This is a genomic window from Desulfovibrio desulfopostgatei, from assembly GCF_053570645.1.
On the sequence record NZ_JBRBQS010000002.1, the window covers coordinates 1,162,896 to 1,187,716 of the forward strand.

Annotated in this window: 25 protein-coding genes; 14 read left to right on the plus strand and 11 right to left on the minus strand. The window is 59.1% G+C overall.

Features of this window, described 5'->3' with window-relative positions:
* The first annotated feature begins 26 nt into the window (after nt 1-26).
* On the plus strand, nt 27-1,631 hold the full coding sequence (locus tag ACUZ9Q_RS05160; RefSeq protein ID WP_449247444.1) for a DUF4139 domain-containing protein: 1,605 nt from the start codon (nt 27-29) through the stop codon (nt 1,629-1,631).
* 148 nt (nt 1,632-1,779) lie between these two features.
* On the opposite strand, the gene ACUZ9Q_RS05165 is transcribed toward ACUZ9Q_RS05160, so the two are convergent.
* The 3 genes from ACUZ9Q_RS05165 to ACUZ9Q_RS05175 form a co-directional block, all read right to left on the minus strand.
* Nucleotides 1,780-2,493, minus strand: coding sequence for a LysE family translocator (locus ACUZ9Q_RS05165; protein ID WP_449247445.1), 714 nt, complete (start codon nt 2,491-2,493; stop codon nt 1,780-1,782).
* Between the two features lie 33 nt (nt 2,494-2,526).
* The gene (locus tag ACUZ9Q_RS05170; RefSeq protein WP_300551460.1) at nt 2,527-3,408 is read right to left on the minus strand and encodes an AraC family transcriptional regulator; all 882 of its coding nucleotides are present in this window, start codon (nt 3,406-3,408) and stop codon (nt 2,527-2,529) included.
* 91 nt (nt 3,409-3,499) lie between these two features.
* Nucleotides 3,500-4,789 (minus strand): molybdopterin molybdotransferase MoeA, encoded by a 1,290-nt coding sequence (locus ACUZ9Q_RS05175; protein WP_449247446.1) that lies wholly within the window; start codon nt 4,787-4,789, stop codon nt 3,500-3,502.
* 599 nt (nt 4,790-5,388) lie between these two features.
* Here ACUZ9Q_RS05175 and ACUZ9Q_RS05180 point away from each other — a divergent pair.
* From ACUZ9Q_RS05180 to ACUZ9Q_RS05220, 9 genes are all read left to right on the plus strand, one after another.
* The gene (locus ACUZ9Q_RS05180; protein WP_323389991.1) at nt 5,389-6,279 is read left to right on the plus strand and encodes a formate dehydrogenase accessory sulfurtransferase FdhD; all 891 of its coding nucleotides are present in this window, start codon (nt 5,389-5,391) and stop codon (nt 6,277-6,279) included.
* 31 nt (nt 6,280-6,310) lie between these two features.
* Nucleotides 6,311-7,078 carry a 4Fe-4S dicluster domain-containing protein gene (locus ACUZ9Q_RS05185; RefSeq protein ID WP_022658495.1) on the plus strand — a complete coding sequence of 256 codons (768 nt, stop codon included), beginning with the start codon at nt 6,311-6,313 and terminating at the stop codon, nt 7,076-7,078.
* Nucleotides 7,079-7,159: 81 nt separating this feature from the next.
* The gene (locus ACUZ9Q_RS05190; protein WP_449247447.1) at nt 7,160-9,268 is read left to right on the plus strand and encodes an aldehyde ferredoxin oxidoreductase; all 2,109 of its coding nucleotides are present in this window, start codon (nt 7,160-7,162) and stop codon (nt 9,266-9,268) included.
* 13 nt (nt 9,269-9,281) lie between these two features.
* Complete coding sequence (locus ACUZ9Q_RS05195; protein ID WP_449247448.1) at nt 9,282-10,310, plus strand: hypothetical protein; 1,029 nt, start codon at nt 9,282-9,284, stop codon at nt 10,308-10,310.
* Nucleotides 10,311-10,406: 96 nt separating this feature from the next.
* Entirely contained in the window at nt 10,407-11,417 is a 1,011-nt protein-coding gene (gene hmcB / locus ACUZ9Q_RS05200; RefSeq protein ID WP_323389992.1) for a sulfate respiration complex iron-sulfur protein HmcB, read from the plus strand.
* Nucleotides 11,411-12,589: an NrfD/PsrC family molybdoenzyme membrane anchor subunit gene (gene nrfD / locus ACUZ9Q_RS05205; protein ID WP_227117611.1), complete on the plus strand. Its 1,179-nt coding sequence runs from the start codon at nt 11,411-11,413 to the stop codon at nt 12,587-12,589. Before hmcB ends, nrfD begins: the two co-directional genes overlap by 7 nt.
* A 13-nt stretch (nt 12,590-12,602) precedes the next feature.
* Nucleotides 12,603-12,728 carry a hypothetical protein gene (locus ACUZ9Q_RS05210; RefSeq protein WP_022658500.1) on the plus strand — a complete coding sequence of 42 codons (126 nt, stop codon included), beginning with the start codon at nt 12,603-12,605 and terminating at the stop codon, nt 12,726-12,728.
* A gap of 13 nt (nt 12,729-12,741) precedes the next feature.
* On the plus strand, nt 12,742-13,314 hold the full coding sequence (locus ACUZ9Q_RS05215; protein WP_300553572.1) for a hypothetical protein: 573 nt from the start codon (nt 12,742-12,744) through the stop codon (nt 13,312-13,314).
* Between the two features lie 35 nt (nt 13,315-13,349).
* Complete coding sequence (locus ACUZ9Q_RS05220) at nt 13,350-15,443, plus strand: cytochrome c3 family protein (RefSeq protein ID WP_449247449.1); 2,094 nt, start codon at nt 13,350-13,352, stop codon at nt 15,441-15,443.
* A 94-nt stretch (nt 15,444-15,537) separates the two neighbouring features.
* Here ACUZ9Q_RS05220 and ACUZ9Q_RS05225 read toward each other — a convergent pair whose 3' ends face one another.
* Both ACUZ9Q_RS05225 and ACUZ9Q_RS05230 read right to left on the minus strand, forming a co-directional pair.
* Nucleotides 15,538-16,596: a 4Fe-4S binding protein gene (locus tag ACUZ9Q_RS05225; RefSeq protein WP_449247450.1), complete on the minus strand. Its 1,059-nt coding sequence runs from the start codon at nt 16,594-16,596 to the stop codon at nt 15,538-15,540.
* A 52-nt stretch (nt 16,597-16,648) separates the two neighbouring features.
* The gene (locus ACUZ9Q_RS05230; protein ID WP_449247451.1) at nt 16,649-16,879 is read right to left on the minus strand and encodes a hypothetical protein; all 231 of its coding nucleotides are present in this window, start codon (nt 16,877-16,879) and stop codon (nt 16,649-16,651) included.
* An 83-nt stretch (nt 16,880-16,962) separates the two neighbouring features.
* Here ACUZ9Q_RS05230 and ACUZ9Q_RS05235 point away from each other — a divergent pair, with 83 nt between their 5' ends.
* The 3 genes from ACUZ9Q_RS05235 to ACUZ9Q_RS05245 are packed head-to-tail and all read left to right on the plus strand — an operon-like array spanning nt 16,963 to nt 19,463.
* Complete coding sequence (locus ACUZ9Q_RS05235; RefSeq protein ID WP_297891459.1) at nt 16,963-17,943, plus strand: methionine ABC transporter ATP-binding protein; 981 nt, start codon at nt 16,963-16,965, stop codon at nt 17,941-17,943.
* Nucleotides 17,940-18,635: a methionine ABC transporter permease gene (locus tag ACUZ9Q_RS05240; RefSeq protein ID WP_022658505.1), complete on the plus strand. Its 696-nt coding sequence runs from the start codon at nt 17,940-17,942 to the stop codon at nt 18,633-18,635. Before ACUZ9Q_RS05235 ends, ACUZ9Q_RS05240 begins: the two co-directional genes overlap by 4 nt.
* A gap of 51 nt (nt 18,636-18,686) precedes the next feature.
* Nucleotides 18,687-19,463 carry a MetQ/NlpA family ABC transporter substrate-binding protein gene (locus tag ACUZ9Q_RS05245; protein WP_192111433.1) on the plus strand — a complete coding sequence of 259 codons (777 nt, stop codon included), beginning with the start codon at nt 18,687-18,689 and terminating at the stop codon, nt 19,461-19,463.
* A 111-nt stretch (nt 19,464-19,574) separates the two neighbouring features.
* On the opposite strand, the gene ACUZ9Q_RS05250 is transcribed toward ACUZ9Q_RS05245, so the two are convergent.
* Nucleotides 19,575-19,796, minus strand: a complete 222-nt coding sequence (locus ACUZ9Q_RS05250; RefSeq protein WP_192111434.1) for a YgdI/YgdR family lipoprotein — start codon at nt 19,794-19,796, stop codon at nt 19,575-19,577.
* Between the two features lie 215 nt (nt 19,797-20,011).
* On the opposite strand from ACUZ9Q_RS05250, the gene ACUZ9Q_RS05255 reads away from it, so the two are divergent.
* Nucleotides 20,012-20,890 (plus strand): PhzF family phenazine biosynthesis protein, encoded by an 879-nt coding sequence (locus ACUZ9Q_RS05255; RefSeq protein WP_449247452.1) that lies wholly within the window; start codon nt 20,012-20,014, stop codon nt 20,888-20,890.
* Nucleotides 20,891-21,019: 129 nt separating this feature from the next.
* Here ACUZ9Q_RS05255 and ACUZ9Q_RS05260 read toward each other — a convergent pair whose 3' ends face one another.
* From ACUZ9Q_RS05260 to ACUZ9Q_RS05280, 5 genes are all read right to left on the minus strand, one after another.
* Nucleotides 21,020-21,589, minus strand: a complete 570-nt coding sequence (locus ACUZ9Q_RS05260) for a hypothetical protein (protein ID WP_449247453.1) — start codon at nt 21,587-21,589, stop codon at nt 21,020-21,022.
* A gap of 105 nt (nt 21,590-21,694) precedes the next feature.
* Nucleotides 21,695-22,726 carry an acyltransferase family protein gene (locus ACUZ9Q_RS05265; RefSeq protein WP_296934994.1) on the minus strand — a complete coding sequence of 344 codons (1,032 nt, stop codon included), beginning with the start codon at nt 22,724-22,726 and terminating at the stop codon, nt 21,695-21,697.
* A gap of 152 nt (nt 22,727-22,878) precedes the next feature.
* Complete coding sequence (locus ACUZ9Q_RS05270; RefSeq protein WP_192111438.1) at nt 22,879-23,121, minus strand: thioredoxin family protein; 243 nt, start codon at nt 23,119-23,121, stop codon at nt 22,879-22,881.
* A gap of 18 nt (nt 23,122-23,139) precedes the next feature.
* Nucleotides 23,140-24,282: a permease gene (locus ACUZ9Q_RS05275; protein WP_449247454.1), complete on the minus strand. Its 1,143-nt coding sequence runs from the start codon at nt 24,280-24,282 to the stop codon at nt 23,140-23,142.
* Between the two features lie 75 nt (nt 24,283-24,357).
* Complete coding sequence (locus ACUZ9Q_RS05280; protein ID WP_449247455.1) at nt 24,358-24,708, minus strand: ArsR/SmtB family transcription factor; 351 nt, start codon at nt 24,706-24,708, stop codon at nt 24,358-24,360.
* Nucleotides 24,709-24,821: the final 113 nt, after the last annotated feature.

A 24,821-nucleotide genomic window follows, 5' to 3' on the forward strand; every position in this document is an offset into this window, starting at 1 on the left:
ATGCGGCGGTTTTCGCCGGAGGGCCAATGTCGTACACCGTCCTTTCTCCCCTGCGTTTTTTTCTTTCCGGTCTTGGCATTTGCCGCAAATCTGCCAGCGGGCGGCATGCGCTGCCTGCTCTGGTACTGTGTTTTTTGAGCTTGCTCCCTTTCAGCGCGCAGGCCGCAGCCTTGCCCAACACGCCAGCAGCGCCGCAGGCCGCGCGCCTCACGCCTTCCGGCGGGTTGCTTGAGGTGGAGCAGCAGGCTCCTGTGATTTCCGCCGATGGCGCAAGTCAGGTGCGCGTGGTGCTGCCCGCCGGGGCCGAGAATTTTCAGGTATCCATACCGGGCCATACCATCGTGCGCTGGGCATTTTTGCCCCAGACTCTTGATCAGGGCGGCAATCTTGCCAAACTGCGCGAGGAGCGCCAGCACGCGCTGATGACCTTCGCGGGCAAGCTTGAGGCCGTAAAGGCCCAGTTGGCCCTGTGGGAAGGCGCGTCCGCCGAGGGCAGCTTTCAGGATATGACCCAGCGCGAAAAGCGCATGGCCGAAGTTGTGCCGGGCTTGAGCTACGAAAAGGCCGAGCTGGAGCGCCGTCTGGCCCTGCTGAAGCAGGAATTGCAGCAGTTGCCGCCAAGCCCCGAGCTTGGGCAGACGGTGCTGATCACCCTGCAAAAGCAGGTATCCGCAACAACGCTGCCTGTGCGTTACAGTTATACGCTGCGCAATTGCGGCTGGCGGCCTGCCTATGTTTTTGACGTGCAGCCCGACAAGGGCAAGGGCGATGCCGTGAGCGTGCGCTTTATGGCCGAGGTGTGGCAATTTTCCGGCATGGACTGGACAGACACGCGCCTGACGCTTGTTTCCCGTGGGCAAGGCCCGCGTGAACCCATGCCCCTGCCGCACTGGGTGATTGACTCGCAGCCTCAGCCCGTGGCCCAGCCCCTTGCCAAGGCGGCCCCGCGCATGCTGATGACAGCCGATGCCGCCATGGCCGAAGCTGCTCCTGCCCCTGCCGCGCCAGTGGAGGCCGACACCAGCGGTATGTACGCCGCCTGGACGCCCGGAGAAAAGGGCTTGCCTGAAGGCCGCTCGCGCCTGCTGGTGCTGGCGGATGAATGGAAGGCCCCCTTGCAGTGGCTGGCGCGTCCCTCTGTGGGGGACAGCCGCGTGTGGCTCATGGCGCGTCACACCCTGCCCGATGGGCAGGCCTGGCCTGACGGGCAGGCGGAGTTCAGCGTGGATGGGCAGAGCGTGGGCATGGGGCAGTTCCGCCCCAAGGGCAACGAGGTTACGCTCTATTTTGGCGCTGACCCGCGCGTGCAGGTCAATGCGGCCGCCGATCTGCGCCAGCGCGGCGAGAAGGGATTTATCGGCAAGAGCCGCACCTGGACATGGGGCTGGACGTACACCGTGCGCAACACCCGCGACAGGGTCGTGACCGTGCGCCTTGAGCGGCCCATGCCCATGCTGGTGGATCAGGGCGTTACTGTGACCTACCGCGACAAGCCGCAGGCCCAGCAGGATGCCAAGGAACATCTGCTGTTCTGGAATGTGGATGCGCCTGCGGGCGGCAAGGCCGAAGTCAAGCATGAGCTGACCATCACCTCGCCTGTGGAGATTGAGTTGAATCCCGATGCGCCCTAGTTTTCGGGGGGAGTAATGTGAGTTGCGGGGGCGGATTCCTTCCCCGAAAGTCCGCGTCCTCCGAACCATTATTCTGAGATATATCTGCCTGATACAATGAAAGCCCGCGTTGCAACAATGCGGGCTTTCTGCCTTTGTTACGGGATGCTCAGTAAAACAGGGGCCGCAGCGCCAGCCAGAGGGCAATACTGGCAAGCGTCAGCCCTGCCAGCCCTTCAATGAGCGGAATGCGTTTTTCCAGCGCCCGCTGCGCGCCGGGCAGTGATATGGCGGCGGCAAGGGCGGCATCCCAGGCAAAGACCAGCAGGGTCATCCACACTCCGGCAAAGGCCTGCTGCGGCAGGGTGGCGGTGGGGCCGAGGATGACAGTCATGAGCGTGAGGTAAAAAACCGCGTTCTTGGGATTGAGCAGGGCAGAGCCAAGCCCCGTCAGTAGTTGCCTGCCGGGAGAAAGGGGGCTTGCATGGCCTGTGGCGAGGCTGCCTGTCTGGTTATGTGAAGGTTGGCTTGGCGCGTGCCGGTCTGGTGTGGGCTGGTCTGGCGAGGGCTTGCTGCTGGCGGCCTTCCGGCTGGCCCGCAGCAGCAAAAAGCCCAGCCATGCCAGATAGGCCGCGCCTGCAAGCTCCAGCAACCGGTACAGGGCGGGCATCTGCCGCATGACCGACCAGCCGGAAACCGCAAGGCAGATATACAGGGCATTGCCCAGGGCGATGCCAAGGCAGATGAACAGCGAACCGCGCAGCCGATGCCGCACGGCATGGCCAATGATAAGGAAAAAATCCGGGCCGGGGCTGAGCAGAGCCAGAAAATGCGCCAGAGCCAGCGCTGGAAAAGCAGCGGGAATCAGTGTGGAAACAGACATGGGTGGCCTCCTTGCGGACAGCACACCCTCTTTTTATTTGCGCGTATTGTACGAATGTGACCGCCCCCGCTGATAGCAGCCGGGCGTAACGGAATAAAATTTTACAAACATGCGGTGAAAGTGGCTTTGATCGGCATAGCCTGCCGCAAGGGCCGCATCGGCAATGCTCTTGCCCTGGCGCAGCATGGCGCGGGCCTTTTCCAGCCGTAGGCAGTGCAGCCACGCCTTGGGCGGCAAGCCCGCGGTGCGGCGGAATGCGCGCGAAAAGCTCTCGCGCCGCAGGCCAGCCCTGCGGGCCAAAGATGTAACGGGCGCATGGTCTGTGGCAGGCGGGCCGTTTTCACCTGCCATGGGCGCGCTGTCGGCGGCCAGCAGAATGTTTGTGGCGGCAAGGGGATAGTCCGTCTTTTTGCCAGCATGTTCAGATCTGTTGGCGAGGCAGCCGTATCCCCATTGAAGCTGCCTGAAAAGCGTCACAAAACGTATTTCCGCATCGTCCGCACCGTTGCAAAAAGCCTCCATGGCGGCAATCCCCTGCTGAAAGAGCGCCGGGTCGCGCACAACGGGCATTGTTACTTCGTACGCATCTGCAATGCCCAGGGGGCGGCAGATATTGCGCGCAAACCATGCCGCGTCAAAATAGGCCATAAGGTAGCTGCGCGCCTTGCCGTGCAGAGGATTGCAACTGTGCGGCAGGCCGGGGGCAATCATGGCGATGTCGCCCTTGAGAGCCTCATGCGCTTGCCCCATGAGCGTAAAGCAGGTGCCGCCCTCAAGAATAAGGCCGAAAGAAAACGCTGAATGGAAGTGCTCGGCGTAGGGCAGAGTGCTTTGCAGCGTGGTGCGCACCTCAAGATACGGATACTTGTCCGGCGAAATGAAGGTTTGCTGTGGGGCAGAAGGGCGGGGGGGCATGGCTTTTCACCGTTTGCAGTTGATGTGCCTGCAAGTGTAGCCACAGCCATACGGCATGGCAAGCGGGTGCCGCCAGGCAGACGGCAGGGGGTCAGGCAAAGAGGTGCACGCGCACTGCTGCGCCACGGCGCAAACCGCCTCTGGACATATCATCGCTGCCGGGCATGGTTATCCAGCCGTTCATGTCGCGCAGCACGGCGGTTTTGCCAGTACCAGCGGCAACGGGCCAGGCCGTCACGCGCCCATGCTCACGCCGCAGCATCACAGGATAGTGGGTGGGGGCGTTTCCCTCCACAGGCAGGGCAAGGCCAAGACGCGCCAGTACGGAGGGTTGCCGGTTCATATGCTGCGGCAAGGTCTGCTGCCCGGCGAGCCTTTGCAGCAGCGGCGCCAGAAAAACCTGAGCAGCCAGCGCAAGGCTGAGTGAATGCCCCGGCAAGCCCCATATGGCTGTCTGCCCCACCCTCGCAAGGGTGAGAGGGCGGCCGCTGCTTACCCGCTGGTCATTCCCGCGGATGTTGCAGCCCGGCAGCCCGGCTATGGCCTGAGCGCTGAAATCGCGCCTGCCGCCGGAAGAGCCGCCAATAACCACAATAACGTCGCAGGGCGTGGGGCCGCCCGGCACGGCCGCGCGGAGATGCTGGCCCAGAGCCTGCGCATTGTCCGGCGCAGTGCCGAGGTGCAGGCAGCGCGCGCCCAGCGAGGCGGCCAGACCCTCGAGAAGCAGGGCATTGGTATTGCTCTGGCAGGCGGCAAGACCGCTCTGCGGGGCAGAACCGCAAAATTCGTCACCAGTGGAAAGAACTCCCAGCACGGGCTTGCGGTACAGCGGCACATCCCTGAAAAACTGCGCCAGCAAGGCCATATGGTGCGCACCAAGCCTCGTTCCAGCCTGCGCCAGCAGCGCGCCCTGGGGCATGTCCGCACCGGGCGCAAGGATATTTTCTCCCTCTGCGCACGGGGCGGAAGCTGCCACCACTGGCGGAGCATCCTTCGACTCTGCTGGCTGATTTTTCAGCGCCGCAAATTCCTGCATAAGCACGGCGTCAGCGCCTTCGGGCAAGGTACTGCCCGTGTAGACGCGCCATGCCTCGCCTTTTTGCAGCGTGCCGCCGCAGGGCCTGCCCATGGGGCTTTCACCCGTCAGGTGGAGTAAAACCGGGGCTGCGGGGCTTGCCCCGGCAGTGTCTGCGGCGCGCACTGCATATCCATCGCGAGTGGAGCGGTGCGTGGAAGGGCAGGGAACAGGTGCGTGCATATCGGCTGCAAGCACCCTGCCAAGGGCAGCGCTTACGGATACAGGCTCAGGCTGCAAGGGGCTTGCTCCTGCAAGAAAGGCGGTAATATCCGCAGTTTCCCGCAGGCAAAAATACAGGGACATGCCTTGACCTTCCTTGTGGAGTACATTCCAGTAGATGATTCTTTAAGCTTGTAACTATACTAATTTACAATGAAATTGTAAATATTATTATATTTTAGTGTGTTATGATAAATTAAGTTTGGTGAAAAATAACACATAGGCTTGACTGCACAAAGCGATTTACCTAAGCTTTGTTCACGCAAACAATAAAAACCATGAAGATTGTCAGGTAATTGTTGCGCATAGCCAGATGGTTGCGCGAATACACATGTCTTCCATGCGGTATCCCCCCCACCGCTTACGGGCAACATCTGGCGCAGGGTTATTCTCTCCACCTGTTCTCAGAGTACAAGATATCAGGCAGAATTGAAAAGAGCACATTGTTCATTGCGGGAATAATGTGAAAAAAAGAACAAATTTGTATCAACTTTCAGCCTGAAGTTTTGAGCTGGCCTTGGCTCATATTGGGCCCAGATTTGGCCTTTGCTTGGCCCAGATATTGCTCCGGCTTGGCCCAGGCCGCCAATGAGTTCTGGCGCACACGGGCAGATAGTTGTGGATTGCCGGAAATTGCCGCCTCCGTAAAGACAGCGGCTCCGCATAGGAAAGGAAGGGGTGCTATGGCTTTGTTCAAAAACTTAACCGCAGGCGATGTTCTGCCGCTGGCTTCTCCCCCGGCCACGGTGCGCAGCTACGATATTCTGACCTACAGCAACGGCAAGGTTGCGCCGTCCGTATTTTTGTCGTGCCGGGAGCAGACGCTGACCATGCATGTCAACGGCGTGCCCTTTGTGCGTGTGGCCTGTTCAGGGCAGCATTTGCGCTACCTTGTGCCGGGATTTCTCTATTCCTGCGGCCTCATTGAAAACCTGCATGACCTCGCCGGGATGGACGTAACGCCCCTGCCTGCCGCCGCCTCCGGGGCAACGCCTCCCGATGGGGCGGAAGAAGTGCGGGTGGACGTGCTGCTGCGCGAGGTCTGCTGTAGCAAGGCGGCCGGTTCTACGGAGCAGGCCGCCCCCAGGCTCACCATCACTTCTGCCATGGGCTGGAACATCCCCCTGGCTGCCAAAAAGTTGCGCCGCATGCCGCGCGCGGAAGTTCCCAGCTGGGACCCGCGCGTCATTCTGCGGGCCGCGCAGGAGCTGGAAGAACGCTCCGAAGTATTCCACCAGACAGGCGGCTGCCACAATGCAGCTCTGCTCAACAGGCAGGGCATGGTTTTTTATTGCCTTGATATTGGCCGCCACAACGCCATTGATACCCTTGTGGGCTACATGCTTGTGGAAGGTCTGAACCCCGCTGAACATATGATCATCAGCAGCGGGCGCATTGCCTCTGAAATAGCGCAAAAGGCCGTGCGCATCGGCGTACCTGTTTTTGCCTCCCTTTCTCGCGCCATGTCGCGCGCCGTGGATATGGCGCGCGCAACAGGGTTGACTCTGCTGGGCAATGTTAAGTCCGGCAGCATGCACATATATCATGAAAACGGGCAGCTTGTGCTGCCATGATGCCGTTGTCGATCATGACAAGGAGCGCTGTATGGCTGATATGCTGAACAAACTGAAACGTGCCGATGAAGATATGCTGCTCGAAAACCTTTCGCGCCGCGGATTCATCAAGGTAACTTCCTGCGCGGCCCTCGGGCTGGCCACGCTGCAAGCTTCCGAGGCTCTGGCCACCATGAAGGCCTCGCCGCTGGTGATTATGGAAAAAGCAGCCGGCATGATCGTGGGCGACCCCACCTTGTGCGTGTGCTGTCAGCGGTGCGAGCTTGCCTGTACGGAGTTTAACGACGGCAAGGCCGACCCCAAACTTGCGCGCATCAAGATAAGCCGCAATGCCATGTTTGGGCCGGAGGGCGGGCTGGAAAACACCACCAAGGGCATTTACGGCTCAGGCTCGCTGGTGATTCAGGATACCTGCAAGCAGTGCCCTCACCCGGTGCCCTGCGCCACGGCCTGCCCGCAAAACGCCATCATTGCCCAAAAGGGCACGGGCACGCGCATGGTGCTCAAAGACCGCTGCGTAGGCTGCCGCCTGTGCCAGAAGGCCTGCCCCTGGGGCGTGATGACCTTTGATGAAGAGCAGGGCAAGGCCGACAAGTGCTTTTTGTGCAACGGCGCGCCCAAGTGCGTGGATGCCTGCCCGGCAGCAGCACTGCGTTATGTGCCGTGGAGCGACCGCACGCGCGAGGCCACCACGCGCGGGTCGTTCTCGCTTATGGTGCCCGATGACCGCCGCGCCGCCTGCAACGCCTGCCATGTGGAATCGCCCGGCGGGCCGCGCAACCTCAAATACGAGCAGTAGCGCGCACCCCTTGCGTCTTGCAGAGCGAGGCGCAACAGGCATTCACAGGAAGTACGCTCCATCAGCGAGCCGGAGGAATTTATGGCAAGGAAATTTGGCGGTTATCAGGGCAAGGGCCTGCGGGTCAATCTGAGTACGGGCCGCATCACGGTTGAAGACACCTATCAGTATCTTGATCTTATTGGCGGCACGGGCCTTGGCTACAAGGTTTTTTGGGACGAAGTACCGCCCAAGACCAGGGCTTATGACGAAGCCAACAAAATAGTTTTTGCCGTGGGGCCGCTGGCTGGCACGGGCGCTTTGTGCAGCGGACGCACGGCGGTTACAACCATCATGCCTGTTTCGTGGCCGCAGCATCTCATCGGTTCCGGTCACATGGGTGGCAACTTTGCCGAGCACCTGAAATACGCGGGCTACGACTTCCTCATTATTGAGGGCAAGGCCGAGCGCCCCGTGTGGCTGCATGTGCGCGATGGCAAGGCATGGCTCAAGGATGCCAGCCACGTGTGGGGCCAGGGCACCCGCCGCACCACACGCGTTATCAGCGAAGAAGTGGGGGCTGACGGTACCGTTGCCGCCATCGGGCCTGCCGGTGAAAATCTGGTTCCCTATTCCGTGGTTGTCAACAGCCGCGCCCACACCGCAGGCTGCGGCATAGGGGCTGTCATGGGCTCCAAGATGCTCAAGGCCATTGCCCTTCAGGGCAGCCAGCCCGTGCACATTGCGGGCGACAAGGCCGACTGGGAAAAACTCATCAACTATCACCGCACCATCATTGGCGCCAACAATCAGCACGTGGTTCCCAATTTCCCCAGCCCGCTTTTTGAGTACTGGGATGCCGGTTCCCGCTGGGTGGGCGCGCCGGGCAAGCGCTGGGGCGCATCTGAAGCCCCTGTTACCCTTACAAACGATGTGCGTTCGCTCAACCGCATTTCGTACCGCACCAACAATGCCGCCTATTTTCTGGGCGACAACGTGTGGCAGTACACCGTGCGCAACAACGGCTGTTTCTCCTGTCCCATCCGCTGCTATACAGTGATGAAGGACGAAGACACTGCGGCAAAGTTCGGCGTCAGCCCCATCCAGTTCAATACCTGCGTGGGCATGTTTGGCGGGCGCGAATGGTTTCCCAAGCTTTCGCGCAAAAAGAGCGATCTGGCGCGTCAGGCCGGTTTTGTGGGCATTGAACTTATGGACGACCTTGGCGTGTGGGAAAACTACGGCCAGTTGTTCCGCGATTTCAGCAACATGTACGAAGACGGCATCTGGAAGCAGAAGCTCGGCGCGGATGAATACAAAACCATTCCCTGGGAAATGGTGGACGCCTGCAATCCCGAATTCATCAAGACTGCCGTGCACCGCATTGCCTACAAGGAAGGCGAATTCGGTCAGCTTCTGGGCATGGGCACTGGCTACATGCTTGAAAAAATGGGCATCCCCGAAGAAAAGTGGAAGGATGACCACCGCACCGTCTACTGGAAGATGGGGCATCCCAAGCATCACGCCAACGAGGACGATGGCCAGACCGGGTGCGTCATCAACACCCAGTACAACCGCGACCCCATGTGCCACTCCAACTGCAACTTTGTGCGCAGCGGTCTGCCCATTGATGTGCAAAAGCGCCTTGCCGAGCACTTCTGGGGTTCTGCCGACGCGGTGGACGCCATCGGCGACTACAAGCCCACCAACAAGTACAAGATGATCCGCGCCAAGTGGTCCATCGAGCGCAAGGAACTGCACGACATGCTTTCATTCTGCAACTGGATGGGGCCGTGGATTTCCACCCCCAACAAGCAGGATGGCTACATGGGCGACAACAGCCTTGAGAGCAAATACTATCGCGTCCTCACCGGGCACAATCTGGACGTCAAGGAACTGGACCGCTGCGCAGAGCGCGCCTTTAACCTGCACCGCGCCTACACCGCGCGCCAGATGCAGACCACGGACATGCGCAAAAAGCACGACCAGTATCCCAACTGGCTGTTTGAAGACAAAAAGAACAAGGCTCCCTTCACCAAGGGCACCATCCGTATGGACAAGGCCGATATCGAAAAGAGCCTCGACCTGTTCTACGAAGTGCAGGGCTGGGATGTGAAATCCGGCCTGCCCAGCGCGAACCATTACCGTTCGCTGGGCCTCAATGACGTGGCCGATACCATGACCAAGGAAAAGCTGGTTCCCGGCGCGTAACCTTGGAGAGTCTATGAGCAATCAGAATCAGGCCCAGAATCAGTCGCAGGCGGCCGCCCCCTTTGACGGGGGCGGCGGAGCCGCCCCGGAGACAGGGCAGACTGGCGCAGCCGTCAAGAAAATAGAACAGACCGGCGCAGCCGCCCATGTGGAAGAAGCCGAAAGCCGCCGACTGGTGGACCAGCGCAAGGCCGACAAGGTTCTGCTGGTGGAAACACTGGCCGATTTCAGCAGTGATGAACGCCTTGTGACCGCCGATGAACTGCTGGCCGCTTTTATGGAGCGCGCGGCGCTTGCGCCGCCCGTTACCGTAGCCCTTGTGCGTCAGGAGCTGGAGTCCATGCCCGACCCGCGTTTTGAAGGGCCGGATTCGCAGACTGTTGCAGCAGATATGGCCCGCATCAAGGCCATGGAAAAGGCCCAGCCCGGCTCTGCCCCTGACCCGGAAGTGCCGGGTCTGCGCAAAACCCGCCGTCTGCTGAGCCGCAGGCAGTTGCTGAGTTCGCTGCTGCATCCCGCAGAGGCGCTGGCGGAGTCAGGAGCTGACCCGGCGCAGGCAACGGAATCTGCACCAGCAGCGGAGCCCGCAGAGGCCGCAACCGCTCCCCGCGTGGTGGAGCGCGAATACGCGGCGGCCCTGCTGACCGAACTGCTGGCGGAAGATGAAGACGTGGCGGCTTTTACCGCCTGGGACAAAAAGGAATACTATCATTACAAGCCGCAGATGAGCAGCCTGTATGCGGGTATTCTTTCCACAGCCAATAACAGGATGGTGCAGGTCGCCAGCGTGGTGCGCGACAGTTCGCGCGACTACCCCCGGCCTGTGGCCCTTGAAATATTTGAATACCCGCCTTTTCTTTTTGAGGCCGAAGCCTTGCAGCAGTGCCTGCGCGATATGGCGGAAAGCGAGGAATACGCGGACATCAGGTTTACGGAAAGCTCCGTGGGCACGGTGTATCTGTATTCCACCCGCTACCTCGATGAAGATTACGCCGCCTTTCTGGCGGAGAATGAGGACGTGGGGGCCATTGCCAGCCCATAGGCCGCAGGGGCGTGTTTACGGCGCCGCCTTGGCGGCTTGCCCCACGGCAGACATGGGGCATGAAATGATGCAATGCGCAAGCAGGGGAGGATCGCCATGCGGCGCAGACAGTTTTTGAAAATATTGGGCCTCGGCGGCGTGGCCGGAGCCGCGCTTCCCGGTGCTGCCGGGGCAGCCCCCTTTGCCTATGACGGCAGCCCCGATGCCGTGGGCGTGCTGCACGATTCAGTGCGCTGCATCGGCTGCCGCAAGTGCGAGGAAGGCTGCCAGAAGGTCAATGCCGACGTGCTGCCGCCTCTGGAAAAGCCCGTTGACGACAGTTCGGTATTTGAGCAGACCCGCAGGCCCACATTCAAGGCCTATACGGTGGTCAACAAATATCAGCCGGAAGGGCATGCCCCCGTGTTCCGCAAGTTGCAGTGCAATCATTGCCAGGAACCGGCCTGCGCTTCGGCCTGTTTTGTCAAAGCCTTTGTAAAAACAGAGGAAGGCCCGGTAGTGTACAACCCCAAGCTTTGCGTGGGGTGCCGCTACTGCATGATGGCCTGTCCTTTCTACGTGCCTGCCTACGACTACAACAACGCCTGGAATCCGCTGGTGTACAAGTGCACCATGTGCGCCCCGCGCCTCAAGCAGGGCTTGCTGCCCGGCTGCGTGGAGGCCTGCCCCAAGGAGGCTCTGGTCTTTGGGCGGCGCAGCGACCTTGTTAAACTGGCCCGCCGCCGCATCATGGACAATCCCGGCATGTACGAAGACCACATCTATGGCGAACACGAGATGGGCGGCACCAACTGGCTGTACCTCTCGCCCGTGCCGCATGCCGATCTGGGGCAGCCGGATGTGCCTGCTGTTTCCGCGCCGGAACTTACGCGCGGCATGCTTGGCTCCATTGCCGTTATTGCCGGAATATGGCCGGTGATTCTGGGCGGCGCGTATTCCATGAGCAAGCATTACAAAAAAATGGTGGAGCAGGCCCGTTGCGAGGGTGCGCAGCAGGCAAAAGGCCAGAGCTGCGCTGACGCCCATGCAGAAAACAGCGCACAAGCCTGCGGCTGCAAGCCCGCTGACCATAATCCTGAAAAGGGCCAGGGAGGCGGACAATGCTGAAGCCTTCGGAACTGCTGAAAAATACGCTTGGCCTGCTCAACACGCCGGGCAACATCATCACCGCCGTCATATTGTTCTGCGGAGCCGTGGCCACGGTCATGCGCTTTGGCTGGGGCATCGGCGCGGTTACAAACCTTGATGATTACTACCCCTGGGGCCTGTGGATCGGCTTTGACCTCTTGTGCGGCGTGGCCCTTGCTGCTGGCGGCTTTACGCTGGCGGCGGGCTACTACATCTTCGGCTTCAGCAATCTGCGTTCCATGTGGCGGCCCGCGCTGACCACGGCTTTTTTCGGCTACGCCTTTGTCATCGCCGACCTGCTGTACGACGTGGGCCAGCCCTGGCGGCTGCCGTATCCTGTCTTTGTGTCACAGGGCACCACATCACTCCTGTTTACCGTGGGCGTGTGCGAGTTCTTTTACCTCTGCGTCATGGCGGTGCTGTGGTTTGTGATTCCCTGCGAGTGGCTGGGGTGGAAAAAACTGCGCGCCATGCTCATGAAGCTGATCATGCCGCTGGTGGCGCTGGGCATCATCCTTTCGACCCTGCACCAGTCTTCTCTGGGCGGGCTGTATGTGATGGTTCCCTCAAAGATGCACCCCCTGTGGTACTCGTCATGGCTGCCCGTGTATTTCTTTGTGTCGAGCCTCTATGCCGGGCTTTCCATGGTGATCTTTGAAGGCACGCTGGCCCACGCCGGCATGCACAAGTACATGGACGAAAACCACGCCAAGAGCTTTGACGGCGTGAGCCTGAGCCTTGCGCGGGGCGCATCGCTGGTGATGATGGGCTATTTTGTCATCAAGATCGGCGGCCTCACCCTCGACAATGGCTGGAAGTACGTGTTCAGCGGTTACGGCCTTTTGTGGCTGCTGGAAATGGCTCTGGTCATCGTGCCTGCCTTCATGTTTGCCGTGGGCGTGCGCGAGCGGCGTTACGGCATGATCCGCCTTGCGGCGGGGCTGTCTGTATTCGGGGTCATGCTCAACCGCATGGACGTGAGCCTTGTGGCCTACAACTACAATCTGCCCACGCACCTCAAGTATTTTCCCTCGCTGGGCGAGATCACGCTTTCGCTGTTCATGCTGGTGGGGCTTGTGACGGTGTACCGCTTTGTGTGCGCCAAGATGCCCGTATTGCGCGATCATCCTGACTACAAACCCGAAGCCTGACAGGGAGGACGCCATGCAGACGGTATTTTATTCGCTTTACGCATCCCTGATGTCCGGCACGGGCTGGATGTTTATTTTCATCTGCTTTGCCCTGTTCGGCCTGCTGGGCTTTTACCTCTTTCTGAACGGCAAGGATTAGGCTGGAGCACGTTATGACAACGCTGATATCCTTTCTCACTGGCTGGGGGCTGCTCATATCCCTGCTGGGATGTCTGGCCGGGTGCGTGCTGCGCCTGCGCCAGTGCAAGGCCAGCGACTGCAATCCCGCGGATTTCGCGGCCCGCTGGCGCGCGCGCCTTGTGCCGCTTGATCTGCTGCGCGGGCAGTGGCCCGTGCGCGTGCTGGTCAACGACGCCATTTTCTGGCTGCTGTTCATGGCTCTGGTGGTGGTGCTGTTTGCCCCCGGCCATGCGGTGCTTATCGGGCGCGGCTTGGGCCTTGACTGGCCGGGCATGGCCTTTCGCTGGGCGGACGGCCTCGCTGTGCTGTTGACGCTTGGGGCGCTGGCCCTGCCGTTGCGTCACCTGCTGCTGGCCGACCTGCGCGCCGCCGCCACCAAGGCGGACTGGCGGCTTATGGCCCTGTTGGTGCTGCTGCCGTTCACTGGCCTGCTTGCCCGCTCGGGCATACCGGGGTATGGACTCTGGCTCTTGCTGCACCTTGTTGCCGGGCATGTTTTTTTGTGGTGTGCGCCCCGTTGCCAGTTTGCACGGTTGCTGCGCTGATGGTTTTTCTGATCAAAGTCCCCAAGGGGGAGTTAATGCGAACCATATGTAGTACAGCCCTCGTTTCTGCTTGCGCCATGCGGTTTGTGGCCGCCAGTGCAGTGTTTGCCGTGGCGCTGTGTTTTTCTGCTGTTGGTGTCCAGGCAGCTTCCGCGCCTCTGGCGGGCAACACCATCTACCTTGGCGGTCAGCGCGCCAAGGAGCTTAAAATGCCTGTTGTGGCCTTTGACCATGCGGCCCATGCCAAGGCCAACGCCTGTGCGAGCTGCCACGCGGCTGATCCCGGCGTGGAGAAGAACAGCGCGGGTCTGCCGGTCAATATTATGCAAACGCCTGTGTTCAGCGCCTTTGCGGGCATGAATTCCAGCGATCCAGCCGCGCGCAAGGAGGCCTTTCATGCGGCCTGCGCTACGTGCCATGCGCAAAAGGGCGCTGGGCCGTCCCTGGCGCAGTGCCGCGACTGCCACACCATTGCCGATGCCGCAAAGCTGCCCGTTCAAAAGCCTTACAAGCCGCAGATGGACGCCTCCCTGCACCAGCGGCATCTGACCTCCGGCGCGTTCCCCGTAAAGGCGCAGCCCGGTCTGGCCCCCGGTGCAATCCTGGCGGAGAACGATCCCCAGCGTTGCGTGACCTGTCACCATGCCAAGGATTTTTCACCCACCTTGCCGCCAAACATTGATTCGTGCCGTACCTGTCACGAAAGCGGCCCCGGTTCGGCCCTTGCTACCAAAGATGCCGCTTATACGCCGCCGCCCCTGCGCGCCGCCGCGCATGAAGTGTGCATGAAGTGCCACGCCTCGTTGGCGGAGCAAAAGCTGCCGCACGGCCCTGTGGACTGCGCCACCTGTCATGACAAAGCGCGCTTTGAGGCCTTGCCCCGCTTTGAGGCCAGCCCCTCCATCATGACCATGGACAGACCCACGGGCGTGGTGCTGACCGACAAGGTCACGCCGCCCCAGGTGCCGCTTTCTCCCCTGTATCCGCAGGGGCCCAAATGGCCTACGGTCATGCCTGCCGTGCCTTTTGACCACGGCCTGCACGAAAGGGCGCTCAACTGTGTGGATTGCCACCACACCAGCGTCAGGCAGTCGTGCATCACCTGCCATACGCCCAGCGGCGACCCCAAGGGCAAGAACATTCCGCTGGCGCAGGCCATGCACTCTGTTACGTCCAAAAATTCCTGCGTGAACTGCCACACCAGCCTGACCACCTCCGCGCCGGAATGCGCGGGCTGCCATACGCCAAGGCCCGTGAGCAAGAGCGGTAGCAACTGCGCCTTCTGCCACCGCGCCGCCCCCGGCGTGAAGGGCACCATGGGGCTGATGCTGCCCAGTAATCTGCCTTCGCCTCAGGCCGCCGCAGCGGCGACCACAACAGGCACGGCTGCCGCCAATGGAACCGTTGGGCTGGAAGCCCCGGCCCTGCCGCAAAGCCTGCCCGCCCAAAATGCACAGCAGAACGCCAAGCTTGCGCCTTCAGCAATCCTGCTGCCAGTGGACGCTGCGGTGAAGGCTGCGCAGCAGTCTGCCGACGCTTCGGAAGCAGCGCTTGCGGCTTCGGCCATTCTGTTGCCGCCGCCGGACAAAAATCCGGCTGCAAAGCCCGACCCGGCAGCCAACGCTGCTGCGGCCAAGGCCTTGCAACCTGCGGTAACGCCGCCTCCTGCCCAAAGTGCTCAACCCGCCGTTGAGGCGTCTGACGCGCCCAAGCTTGGGCCGGTCTCTGACGGTCTGCCCGAAAAGGTACGCATAGAGCTTATGAGCAAGGAATTCCGCCCAGTGGACTTTGCCCATGCGCAGCATCTGCAAAAGCTCCGGTCTGGCATTGGCCGCAAGGCCGCAGGCCTGCAAGGCATGCATGCCAAGGATGGCCTGGAGTGCGCGGCCTGCCACCACAACAGCCCGCGCCTTAAAGAGGGTATGACGCCGCCGCGCTGCGTTTCGTGTCATCCCGCAAATCTGCCCGCAGGCGTGACCACCATGCCGGACGGCAGGCCCCTGCTTAAGGCTGCCTACCACCAGCGCTGCATGGACTGCCACACCCGCATGAAGCTTGAAAAGCCCCGTGCAACGGATTGTCAGGCCTGCCACATCAAGCGCGATCCGGCGGAAGCCCCGGTCTGGTAACAGGCTAAAGCCTAATCATAAATGACAGCATGGCGGCAAAGGGAATACCTTTGCCGCCATGCTGTTTTTATAAACCCCTGAGGCGAGTGTCCGTCTATCCGCCAAACTGGATCATGTGGAAGCGCCGCAGCATGGCCGGGGGAACTTCTGAAACCCAGTGCCCGGTGCCCACGGCCCAGAGGTACGCGGCAAAAAGCAGCACAAGGCAGCCCGCGGCAACTGTCCAGAAGGGCACGCGGCTACGGGCCGCAGAAAGGTGGAGGCAGTCTTTTTGCGGGCAGGCTTCAATACAGGCGGTGCAGCCAAGGCATTCCGGCGAATTGACGCGCGTTTTCTCGTGTACGGCGATGGCCGAAGGGCAGGCGCGCTGGCAGCGGCGGCAGCTCGTACAGGTAGCCGCGTTGCGGCGTACCGCCACAGGGCTTGCCAAAGCCAGAATGCCCAGAAACGCCCCGTAAGGGCAGAGAAAACGGCACCACGCATTGCGCGCCACCAGCGAGGCCGCCACAATCACGCCAACCACAATCAAGGTCGTGGTTGACGCCCGCAAAAAGAAAAACAGCATGCTTGAATCAGCAACCATATTGAATGGCGCGCCCATGAAAGAGTCAATTTCGTCCACACCCATGGCAAAAAAACTGAAATAACACAGCAATGCCAGTGGGATATACTTGATGGCCTGGAGCGCCAGCTCCAGCTTGCGCGGCGGGTTGTGGTTCAGGCCCAGGCGCTCGCCAAGGCGGCCCAGCAGGTTGGAGGCAAGGCCCACAGGGCAGATATAGCCGCAAAATCCCTTGCGGAACAGCAGGGCCATGAGGGCGATTGCCAAAAAGAGCGTCAGCCCGGCAGGGTGCACAACGTCCCACATGCCGGTTTCAAACAGGCGGCGCGCGGCCATGAGTTCACTGATGGGCAAAAAGCCCTCCACCGAGGGTGGCTTGGGCGTGAACGCTTGGCTTTTTCCCGTGGCCCACTGCACGTAGAGGTAAAAATTCCAGCCCACCCAAACAAGAAAAATGGCGAATGCGCCCTGTATGCCGCGCCGCAGCAGGGTGGGGGTGATGCGGCGTTTGGGAGGTTTGGTTGCGAGGGGGGTATGCGCTGGCGCTGTGGGCTGTGCAGCCTCTGGCGCAGAATCGGCGGATTGGTTCATAATGGAATATCCTTTCAGACTGTTCAGATAAACAATTGCGCCACTGGTTGTGTCACCATTGCGCATGGCTGTCCATGATCGGCATCACATGCAGGATGCCTTCCCTCGGCGCAGGGGCGGCAATGGGGGGGCGGCAACAGCAATGCGCGGGAGATAGCAGATACTGCCCGCACGAAGAAATGCATTGCAGGCCTTGTTTGCCCCTGCGCGCCGCCGTATGCGGGGCCTCCGCTGGCAGCTTGATTTTGAACGCCGCCTTGGGGTAGAATGCCGGGTTATTCATGCTGTGCCTGCGTGAATTCTTTACTTTCGCGGACAAATATCGCATTGTCTGGCGACACCGAAAACAGGCTCAGGAACCATCGCATGATTCAGGTAACCAATCTTGGCAAGCTCTACGGAAGTCACCTTGTGCTGCAAGACATCAATATGCACGTGCACGAGGGGGAGATTTTCGGCATAGTGGGGCATTCCGGCGCGGGCAAGTCCACCTTGTTGCGCTGCCTTAACGGCCTGGAACCCTACCAGATGGGCAGTGTCAAAGTCATGGGCGTTGAAGTTGCCTCCCTCGAAGGCACGGCCCTGCGTATGCTGCAAAGCAAAATGGGCATGATTTTTCAGAATTTCAATCTCATGTCCCGCAAAAACGTGTTCGACAACGTGGCCTTTCCGCTTTCGCTGTGGGGCGTTGCCAAGCGCGAAGAGCGCGTCATGGAGCTGCTTGAGCTTGTGGGCCTTGCCGACAGGGCCAAACAGCGTGTGCAGAGCCTGAGCGGCGGGCAAAAGCAGCGCGTGGGCATTGCCCGTGCGCTGGCGCTCAACCCGCGTGTGCTGCTGTGCGACGAGGCCACCTCCGCCCTTGATCCCAAAACCACCTCGTCCATTCTGGATCTGCTGGAAGACATCAACAGGCGGCTCAACCTCACCATCATCATGGTCACGCACCAGATGGAAGTGGTCAAACGCCTCTGCCACAGCCTGCTCATGCTTGATGGCGGCAAAACCGTGGCCATGGGCAAAACGGAAAATCTCTTTCTGTCGCCCACCAAGGAAATGCAGGCCATGGTGGAGGACGAGTATACGCTCATTCCCGGCGGCACCAACATCCGCCTCATGTTTCCGCGCGAAATTTCGCAGCAGAGCGTCATCACCCAGATGGCGCGCACGCTGGCCATTGATTTTTCCATCGTTGGCGGCAAGCTTGAGCGCTACCTCGACGATGTTTTCGGCTTTCTTATCATCAACGTGCAGGACAAAGACCTGGACGCAGTGCTGCATTATCTGAAAACGCAGAACCTGTTCTGGGAGATTCTGGCCTATTCTGAAAACGCGGGTGAACAAGCATGATTGAGAACATGAGCGGCCTTGCGGCCTACTACCCGCTGTGGGAGCGGTTTCTGGACAAGCTGCCGGAAATTATTACGGCAACGTGGGAAACGCTGGACATGGTGCTGCTCTCCACGCTGTTTTCGCTCATTTCGGGCTTTTTGCTGGCTATCCTCATGATCGTCACCAATCCCATCGGCCTCAAGCCCAACCGTTCAGTGTATCAGGCCGTGGATTTTGTGGTCAACCTGCTGCGTTCCTTCCCCTTTATCATTCTGCTCATTGCGCTCATTCCCTTCACCCGTTTTGTGGTGGGCACCTCCATTGGCAGCGCGGCGGCCATAGTGCCGCTGACCATCGCCGCCGCTCCCTTTGTGGCGCGGCTTATCGAAACCTGCTTTCTTGAGGTGGACAGGGGCGTTATTGAGGCTGCGCGGTCTTTTGGGGCCAGCAACACGCAGATCATCTTTCGCGTGCTGATTCCTGAAGCCTTGCCTTCCATTGTGCTGAACGTGGCTGTTATCGCCATTACGCTGCTGGGGTATTCGGCCATGGCCGGAACCGTTGGCGGCGGCGGGTTGGGCGATCTGGCCGTCAAATACGGCTACAACCGCTTTCAGGTCGATATCATGGTGTATTCGGTCATTATTCTTTGCCTTCTCGTGCTGCTCATTCAGGGCGTCTGCAATTTCTTGTACAAGATTTTGCGCTAGGCCCGCGGCGGCGTGTGAACTTTTTTACCCTTTACCCTTGCAGGAGCGCTTATGAAACGTCTGCTTTTGTCTCTGGCCATGGTTCTGGCGCTGGCCGCCCCTTCGTTCGCCGCTGAAGACATTGTTGTCGGCGTGACCCCCTTCCCGCATAAGGACATTATGCTGGCGGCCAAGCCCCTGCTTGCCAAGGAAGGCTACAATCTGGTCATCAAGGAATTTACAGACTACGTGCAGCCCAACATGGCGCTGGCCAGCAAGCAGCTCTTTGCCAACTTCTTTCAGCACGAACCCTACCTTGACAACATGAACAAGGAAAAGAAGCTTGACCTTGTTTCCATCGGCAAGGTGCATATCGAACCTCTGGGCGTGTATTCCAAGAAGATCAAAAAGCTTGCCGACCTCAAGAAGGGCAACAGCGTTTCCGTGCCCAACGATCCCACCAACGAAGCCCGCGCCCTGCGCCTGCTCGAAGCCAACGGCGTGATCGCCATCAAGCCCGGCGCGCTCGTTACCGTGGCCGACATCACCAAAAACCCCCTTGGCCTCAAGTTCCACGAGCTTGACGCGGCCCAGCTGCCCCGCACCCTGGACGACGTGACCGCTTCGGTCATCAACACCAACTTTGCTGGCGAAGCCGGTCTGGTGCCCTCGCGTGACGCCCTTGTGATGGAAGGCAGCGAATCCCCCTACGCCAACATCATTGTTGTGCGCAGTGAAGACAAGGACAGCCCCAAGGCCAAGGCCCTCATGAAGGCCGTGCAGTCCCCCGAAGTGAAGGAATACATCCAGAAAAATCTGGTTGAACGCGGCATCGTGCCCGTGTTCTAAATTCCGTTTTACGGCATAAAGTAAGGCAGCCGCCTTACGGTTCCTGATGGAGCTGTAAGGCGGCTGCTCTTTTGCACCCTTGCCGCGCTGGGCGGTCAGGCAAAAATCGCGCTAGGGCAGGGGACGAACCTGCTTCAAGTCTTCGCGGGGGATGGTGTGGGTTTTGCCTGTGTCGTCCTCAAAGCTCACGGAATCATTTTCAGGATTGATAACGGGCTTCTTGGTGCCGATGTAGATGGTGTAATCCTTCGTAACGGCAATGTACTTGGAGCCACAGGCGGTGAGCATAAAGGTGCTCATCATCAGGGCAAGGATCAGGGCGATTTTTCTCATGCGTAACATCCTCGGCTGTTGCAAAAAATATGGGGCCGTTGGCGGGCTCGTTCATGACGCGGTAAAGCGCATACACCCAATCGGAATGCTTGCCAATACGCAATGCGCGCAGTATTTTGCATGGCATAAAATATTCATGGCGAAACAGCTTGCGGGTGCCCCAACCCATAATGGTCAGCCCCCACTCCACATTCCTTTTGCCATAAGGAGCAAAAGTGAGCAGTTATCCGTATAAAAAGATAGATGCCTTTACCTCGCATTCTTCGTCTGGAAATCCGGCAGCCTGTTTGTATCTTGAAAAAGGGCGGCCACTGGCGGATAAGGACATGCTGGCTGTGGCCAGGGAACATGAGGGCTTTGTATCAGAAGTGGTGTTTTGCACGCCGGTTGAAGACGCGCACTATCATTTGCGCTATTATTCTTCTGAATGCGAGGTTGCGTTTTGCGGGCACGGCACCATTGCCTGCATGTACGATCTGATCGCCAACGACCCAAAGCTGCTGCAAAAACCGAAAATAACCATCACCACAAGCAAGGGCAGCCTGAAGGTTTACAACGAAATTTCCACCTCTGACGCGGTATTTATTACAGCGCCAGGTAAGGTTGAACTGCCTGTAAAGCCGCATATGGACGCAGTTGCGCAACATCTGGCTATTTCAAAATCAGAAATCAGAAAAGATCTGAATGTGGAGTGCATTGATGCTGGCCTGCGCACGCTGATCGTGCCCTTTGCTTCGCTGGGAACAGTCCTCGCCATGCACCCGGATGAAGCCGCGCTGAAGCAGTTTTGCATCGACAGCGAAGTGGATATTATTCTTGTTTTCAGTGCAGAGGTTGCATGTAGCCAAAATATAATGCGTACACGGGTTTTTGCGCCCCGCTTTGGCTATCTTGAAGACCCGGCGACAGGGTCGGGAAATTCGGCTTTTGGCTATTATATGCTTAAAAATTCCCTGTGGGACGGCAGCGCTGTTTCAATCGAACAAAATGCGGAAAAGACGGCGTTCAACGTGGTCAAGCTGAAGGAAACTGCGGGCAAAGTGCTGTTTGGCGGCAGTGCGACAATCAGAATTGAGGGCAGATATTTACTCTGATTTTTGCGTTTTTTGCCGAAAGCCGCACCTGCAAAACATAAAGGACTGCGCCGTGTCATGGGGTGCAGTCCTTTACTTATTATATTATTGGGCGTTGTCGTGCGTAATTTGTAAAATGCGTGTGCAGCGTTACGCCGCCGTTTGCTGACTGGCCCTCAACTGCCGCAGATAGGCCGGGTACCATTGGGTAAATACGGCTACGCCAAGGAGCAGGGTGTAGGAGATCAGCTCGTAGGTAAGTTCTGAAAAAAAGAGCTGCTTCATTTTGAGCCACGCCAGCAGGGCATTACAGGTGAACGCCCCACCCCAGACAGAAGTAATAATCATGTTTGTGCGCAGAAAAACAGGGGAATCCCAGAGCGCCGGATCGGTGTGATCCCTGGCGTAATCAAGTGTAAAAGGCTTGCGCATGACGACCCCTGCCCATGTGCCAAGCGCCAGAGCACTATTGGCAAGCACTCCCATGTACCGCACTGTCCACATGTTCTGAATGCCGATCACAAGCACGGATGCCGCGCTGAAAAAGGCCAGCCCCACCCACAGTATCACTCCCCGGTGCAGTTTGAGCACGCCCATGAGGATGCTGAGGGCCAAAGCGATGCCAAGGCCAAGCTCCAGCCGAAACATGCTGCCGTGCGCAATGATCAGAAACGACAGCCAGGGCGCAAATGCCAACACCAGCTTCAAGAACCCCATCATGGTATTCCCTCCCGAGCAAGGATTTCGCGCAGTGCCGCAAAATATGCGCCTGAAAACCGTACACCAATAAACAGGGGGATAAAACACCAAACAGTGCTAAATCATTTATAATTTTATGCCCAGTTTTTCTTCCAGCTTGCGGCTTGCGGCCACAAGGGCAGATGTCACTGTCAGGGTGATGGCAATGTTCAGCAGCACAAAGGCGACGGGCGGCAGTTGCAAGGGCTTGTAAAGCCACATGAAGACCAGCAGGGGCGTGGGCAGGTGAAAAAGATAAAAACGAAAGCCGTTGCGCTCAAACCAGGCAAAAGGAGCAAATGCCTGCAACAGCGGGTACAGCCCGGCTGTGAGTAAAAACATATGGTACACCAGCAAGGCGCAGAGCAGGGAAACGATCCAGCCGCTCACAGGCGCGCTTGCATAGGGCCACAGCAGAACTATCAGCGCAGTGAGTCCAAGCCCGAGAGCCAGCGGGCGGGTGCGGCACAGGGCATTGAGGGCCTCGTGATTTCTGAAAGCCACAATGCCCATGTAGTAGCACAGAATGAACGAAGGTGCTTCCCACAGGCAATACCACTTGAGCCAGCCGCCATAGTTCTGCAAGCACAGTGCGGCCACAAGGGCCACCATGCCGCCGGTAAGGGCCGTGTCGCGCCCCAGCTTTTGCAGAATCCACAGGGCGATAATCCAGAAAAGGGTGATCCAGAACAGCACCAGCAAGAACCACAGATGATCTGTGAACAGGCCGAGCGCAACGGATTTCCACGTTTCAAGCAGTGTTGCGTCTGCCGGATGCCCAAACGCGGGGATGGAAAAGAGCGTGTAGAGCGGGGCTACCCAGAGCATGCCCACGCCAAACCAGGGCAGCAGGAGCCTGCGCCCCCTGTGCAGCGCGTGTTGCAGGGGGGTGCGCTTGCCAGCATCCCACGAGGCGGCAAACAGAAAGCCCGATGCAAACATGAAGCACTGGATGAGGGTAGAACCTGAGATGGCCGTGAACAAATCTGCCCAGGGTTGCGGGGTATCCGCATAGAGCTCCCAGAACGGAAAGGGCGTGGCGTAAAACATGACGCAGTGCATAACCACAACCAGAAAAAGGCACTTGGTTTTCAGCAGGGCAATGTGGGGATAGTGCATTGGGGCGGCCTTGGTGGAAATATGCGAAATTGCACCCGGAACAATGCCCGACAATAACGTGACCCGCCACGCAGGGCAAGCTGGTTGCATCTGCGCGGCGGGCCGAAGACATCTGGGTATATGTTGGTAATGGCCGGGGAGGGAGCCAGGGCTTAAGCGCGGGTTTCCGCAATCCAGCTGGCGACCTCATCCCCTGTGGGAACCCTGCCCGTGCATTTGATCTGGCCGTTGACCATCACCGCTGGGGTGGAAATGATGCGCGCGGCCATGATTTCTCTGAAATCAGATACCTTGATAACCGAAATTTCACCGCCAGCCTGTTCCGCAGCCTGACGCACCACGTTTTCCGCCTCTACGCAACGTGCGCAGCCGGGGCCGAATACCTTGATTTCCATTTGTTTTGCTCCTGAAAGTTACGCCAGAAATGATCCGGTCAGATTGAACAACCAGCCCACCAGGGTGAACATAAGCAAAAGATAACCCACAAAAACAGCCAGCAGCCTGCCTGTCATGACCTGCCGCAACATGAGCATTTCCGGCAGGCTGACTACTACCGTGCTCATGCAGAAGGCCAGTGTGGTGCCGATGGGCAGCCCCTTGGTCAGCAGGCTTTCCATAACCGGGATGATGCCTGTCACGCTGGAATACAGAGGGATGCCCAGCAGGACGGAAAGCGGCACCGACCACCACTCCCCGGCGCCAAGATGCTCGGCAAACCAGTTTTCCGGCACAAAGCCGTGCAGGGCCGCGCCAAGCCCAACGCCGATGATCACCCACTTCCACACGCGGCGGAAGATGGTGGATGTTTCCGACCATGCAAAATCGTGCCGCTGGCGCAGGGTGATGCGTGGGGAGCAGACCGGGGCGGCACCTGCGCTCTTGGCTTCTTCCGCTTGCGCGGGCATGTTGGCCATGGCCTCAAGAATAAAGGGGTGCAGCCAGCGCTCGGCCTTGATGGCGTCCATGAGGCAGCCGCCAATGATGCCAGCGATCATGCCCACAACCACGTAGGCCACGGTGATCTTCCAGCCCAGCAGGCCCCACAACAAAACAACGGCCAGTTCGTTGATAAGCGGCGAGGTGATGAGAAAGGACATGGTAATGCCCATGGGGATGCTGGCCGTGGTGAAGCCGAGAAACAGCGGGATGCTTGAGCAGGAGCAAAATGGTGTAACCGCGCCAAAGGCGGAGCCGAGAAAATAGCCTACTCCCTTTGCCTTGCCGCTCAGATAATCGCGCACCCTCTCCACGTTGAGTCCGGCCCGCGCCCAGGCAATGGCGTAGATAAGCGCTACCAGCAGGAGCAGAATTTTTGCCGTGTCATAGAAGAAGAACTCCACGGATTCCGCAATGGGCGAGCCAGGGGCAAAACCCATAAGGCCCACAGCCAGCCAGTGCGCCGCAGGCTGAATGACGGAATAGACCAGCCACCACACCACGCCGAGGGCGGTAATAGCCGCAGCATATCTGAGGTTCCAGGCACGCGTTTCTGACGCTTTGTGGGGCTGCAACGTATCGTTTTTGCAGCAGCATTTTTGTTGAAGAGGCGTGTTCATGGTGAGCATCTTTTATTTTAATATTTGTTGAATAGTTGATATATTGAAGCTAAAAAAAGGGCAGGGCCCTTTTATTTATAATTTCGGGAGGATGCCTGGCAATACGCTGCTTGCTGCCCGGAACTTCCGGCACTCACCGGGGTTGGCGGAGCAGCATTCTGACGTGAGGTAGGCGATCACCTCAAGCATCAGGGGGATGCTGGCCTTGTAGCGCATAAATCGCCCCTCCTTTTCAACCATCACCAGACCGCTGTGCACAACGGCCTTGAGGTGAAAGGAGAGGTTGGTGGAGGGAATATCCAGCTGACGGGCGATTTCTCCAGCCACCAGCCCCTGCGGGGCATTTTTGACCAGCAGTCTGAACAGGTCGAGGCGTACCTCGGACGACAGGGCTTCAAAGATGTTGGCGGCAGTTTTGCTTTTCATAAAATGATATTTCAACATTAATTGATCAGTGTCAAGAGGACGAAAAAAAGCTGCGGCAAACAAACGTTCGCCGCAGCTTTTAATGAATTGATGTATCTGGGCCTGTGGTGCGC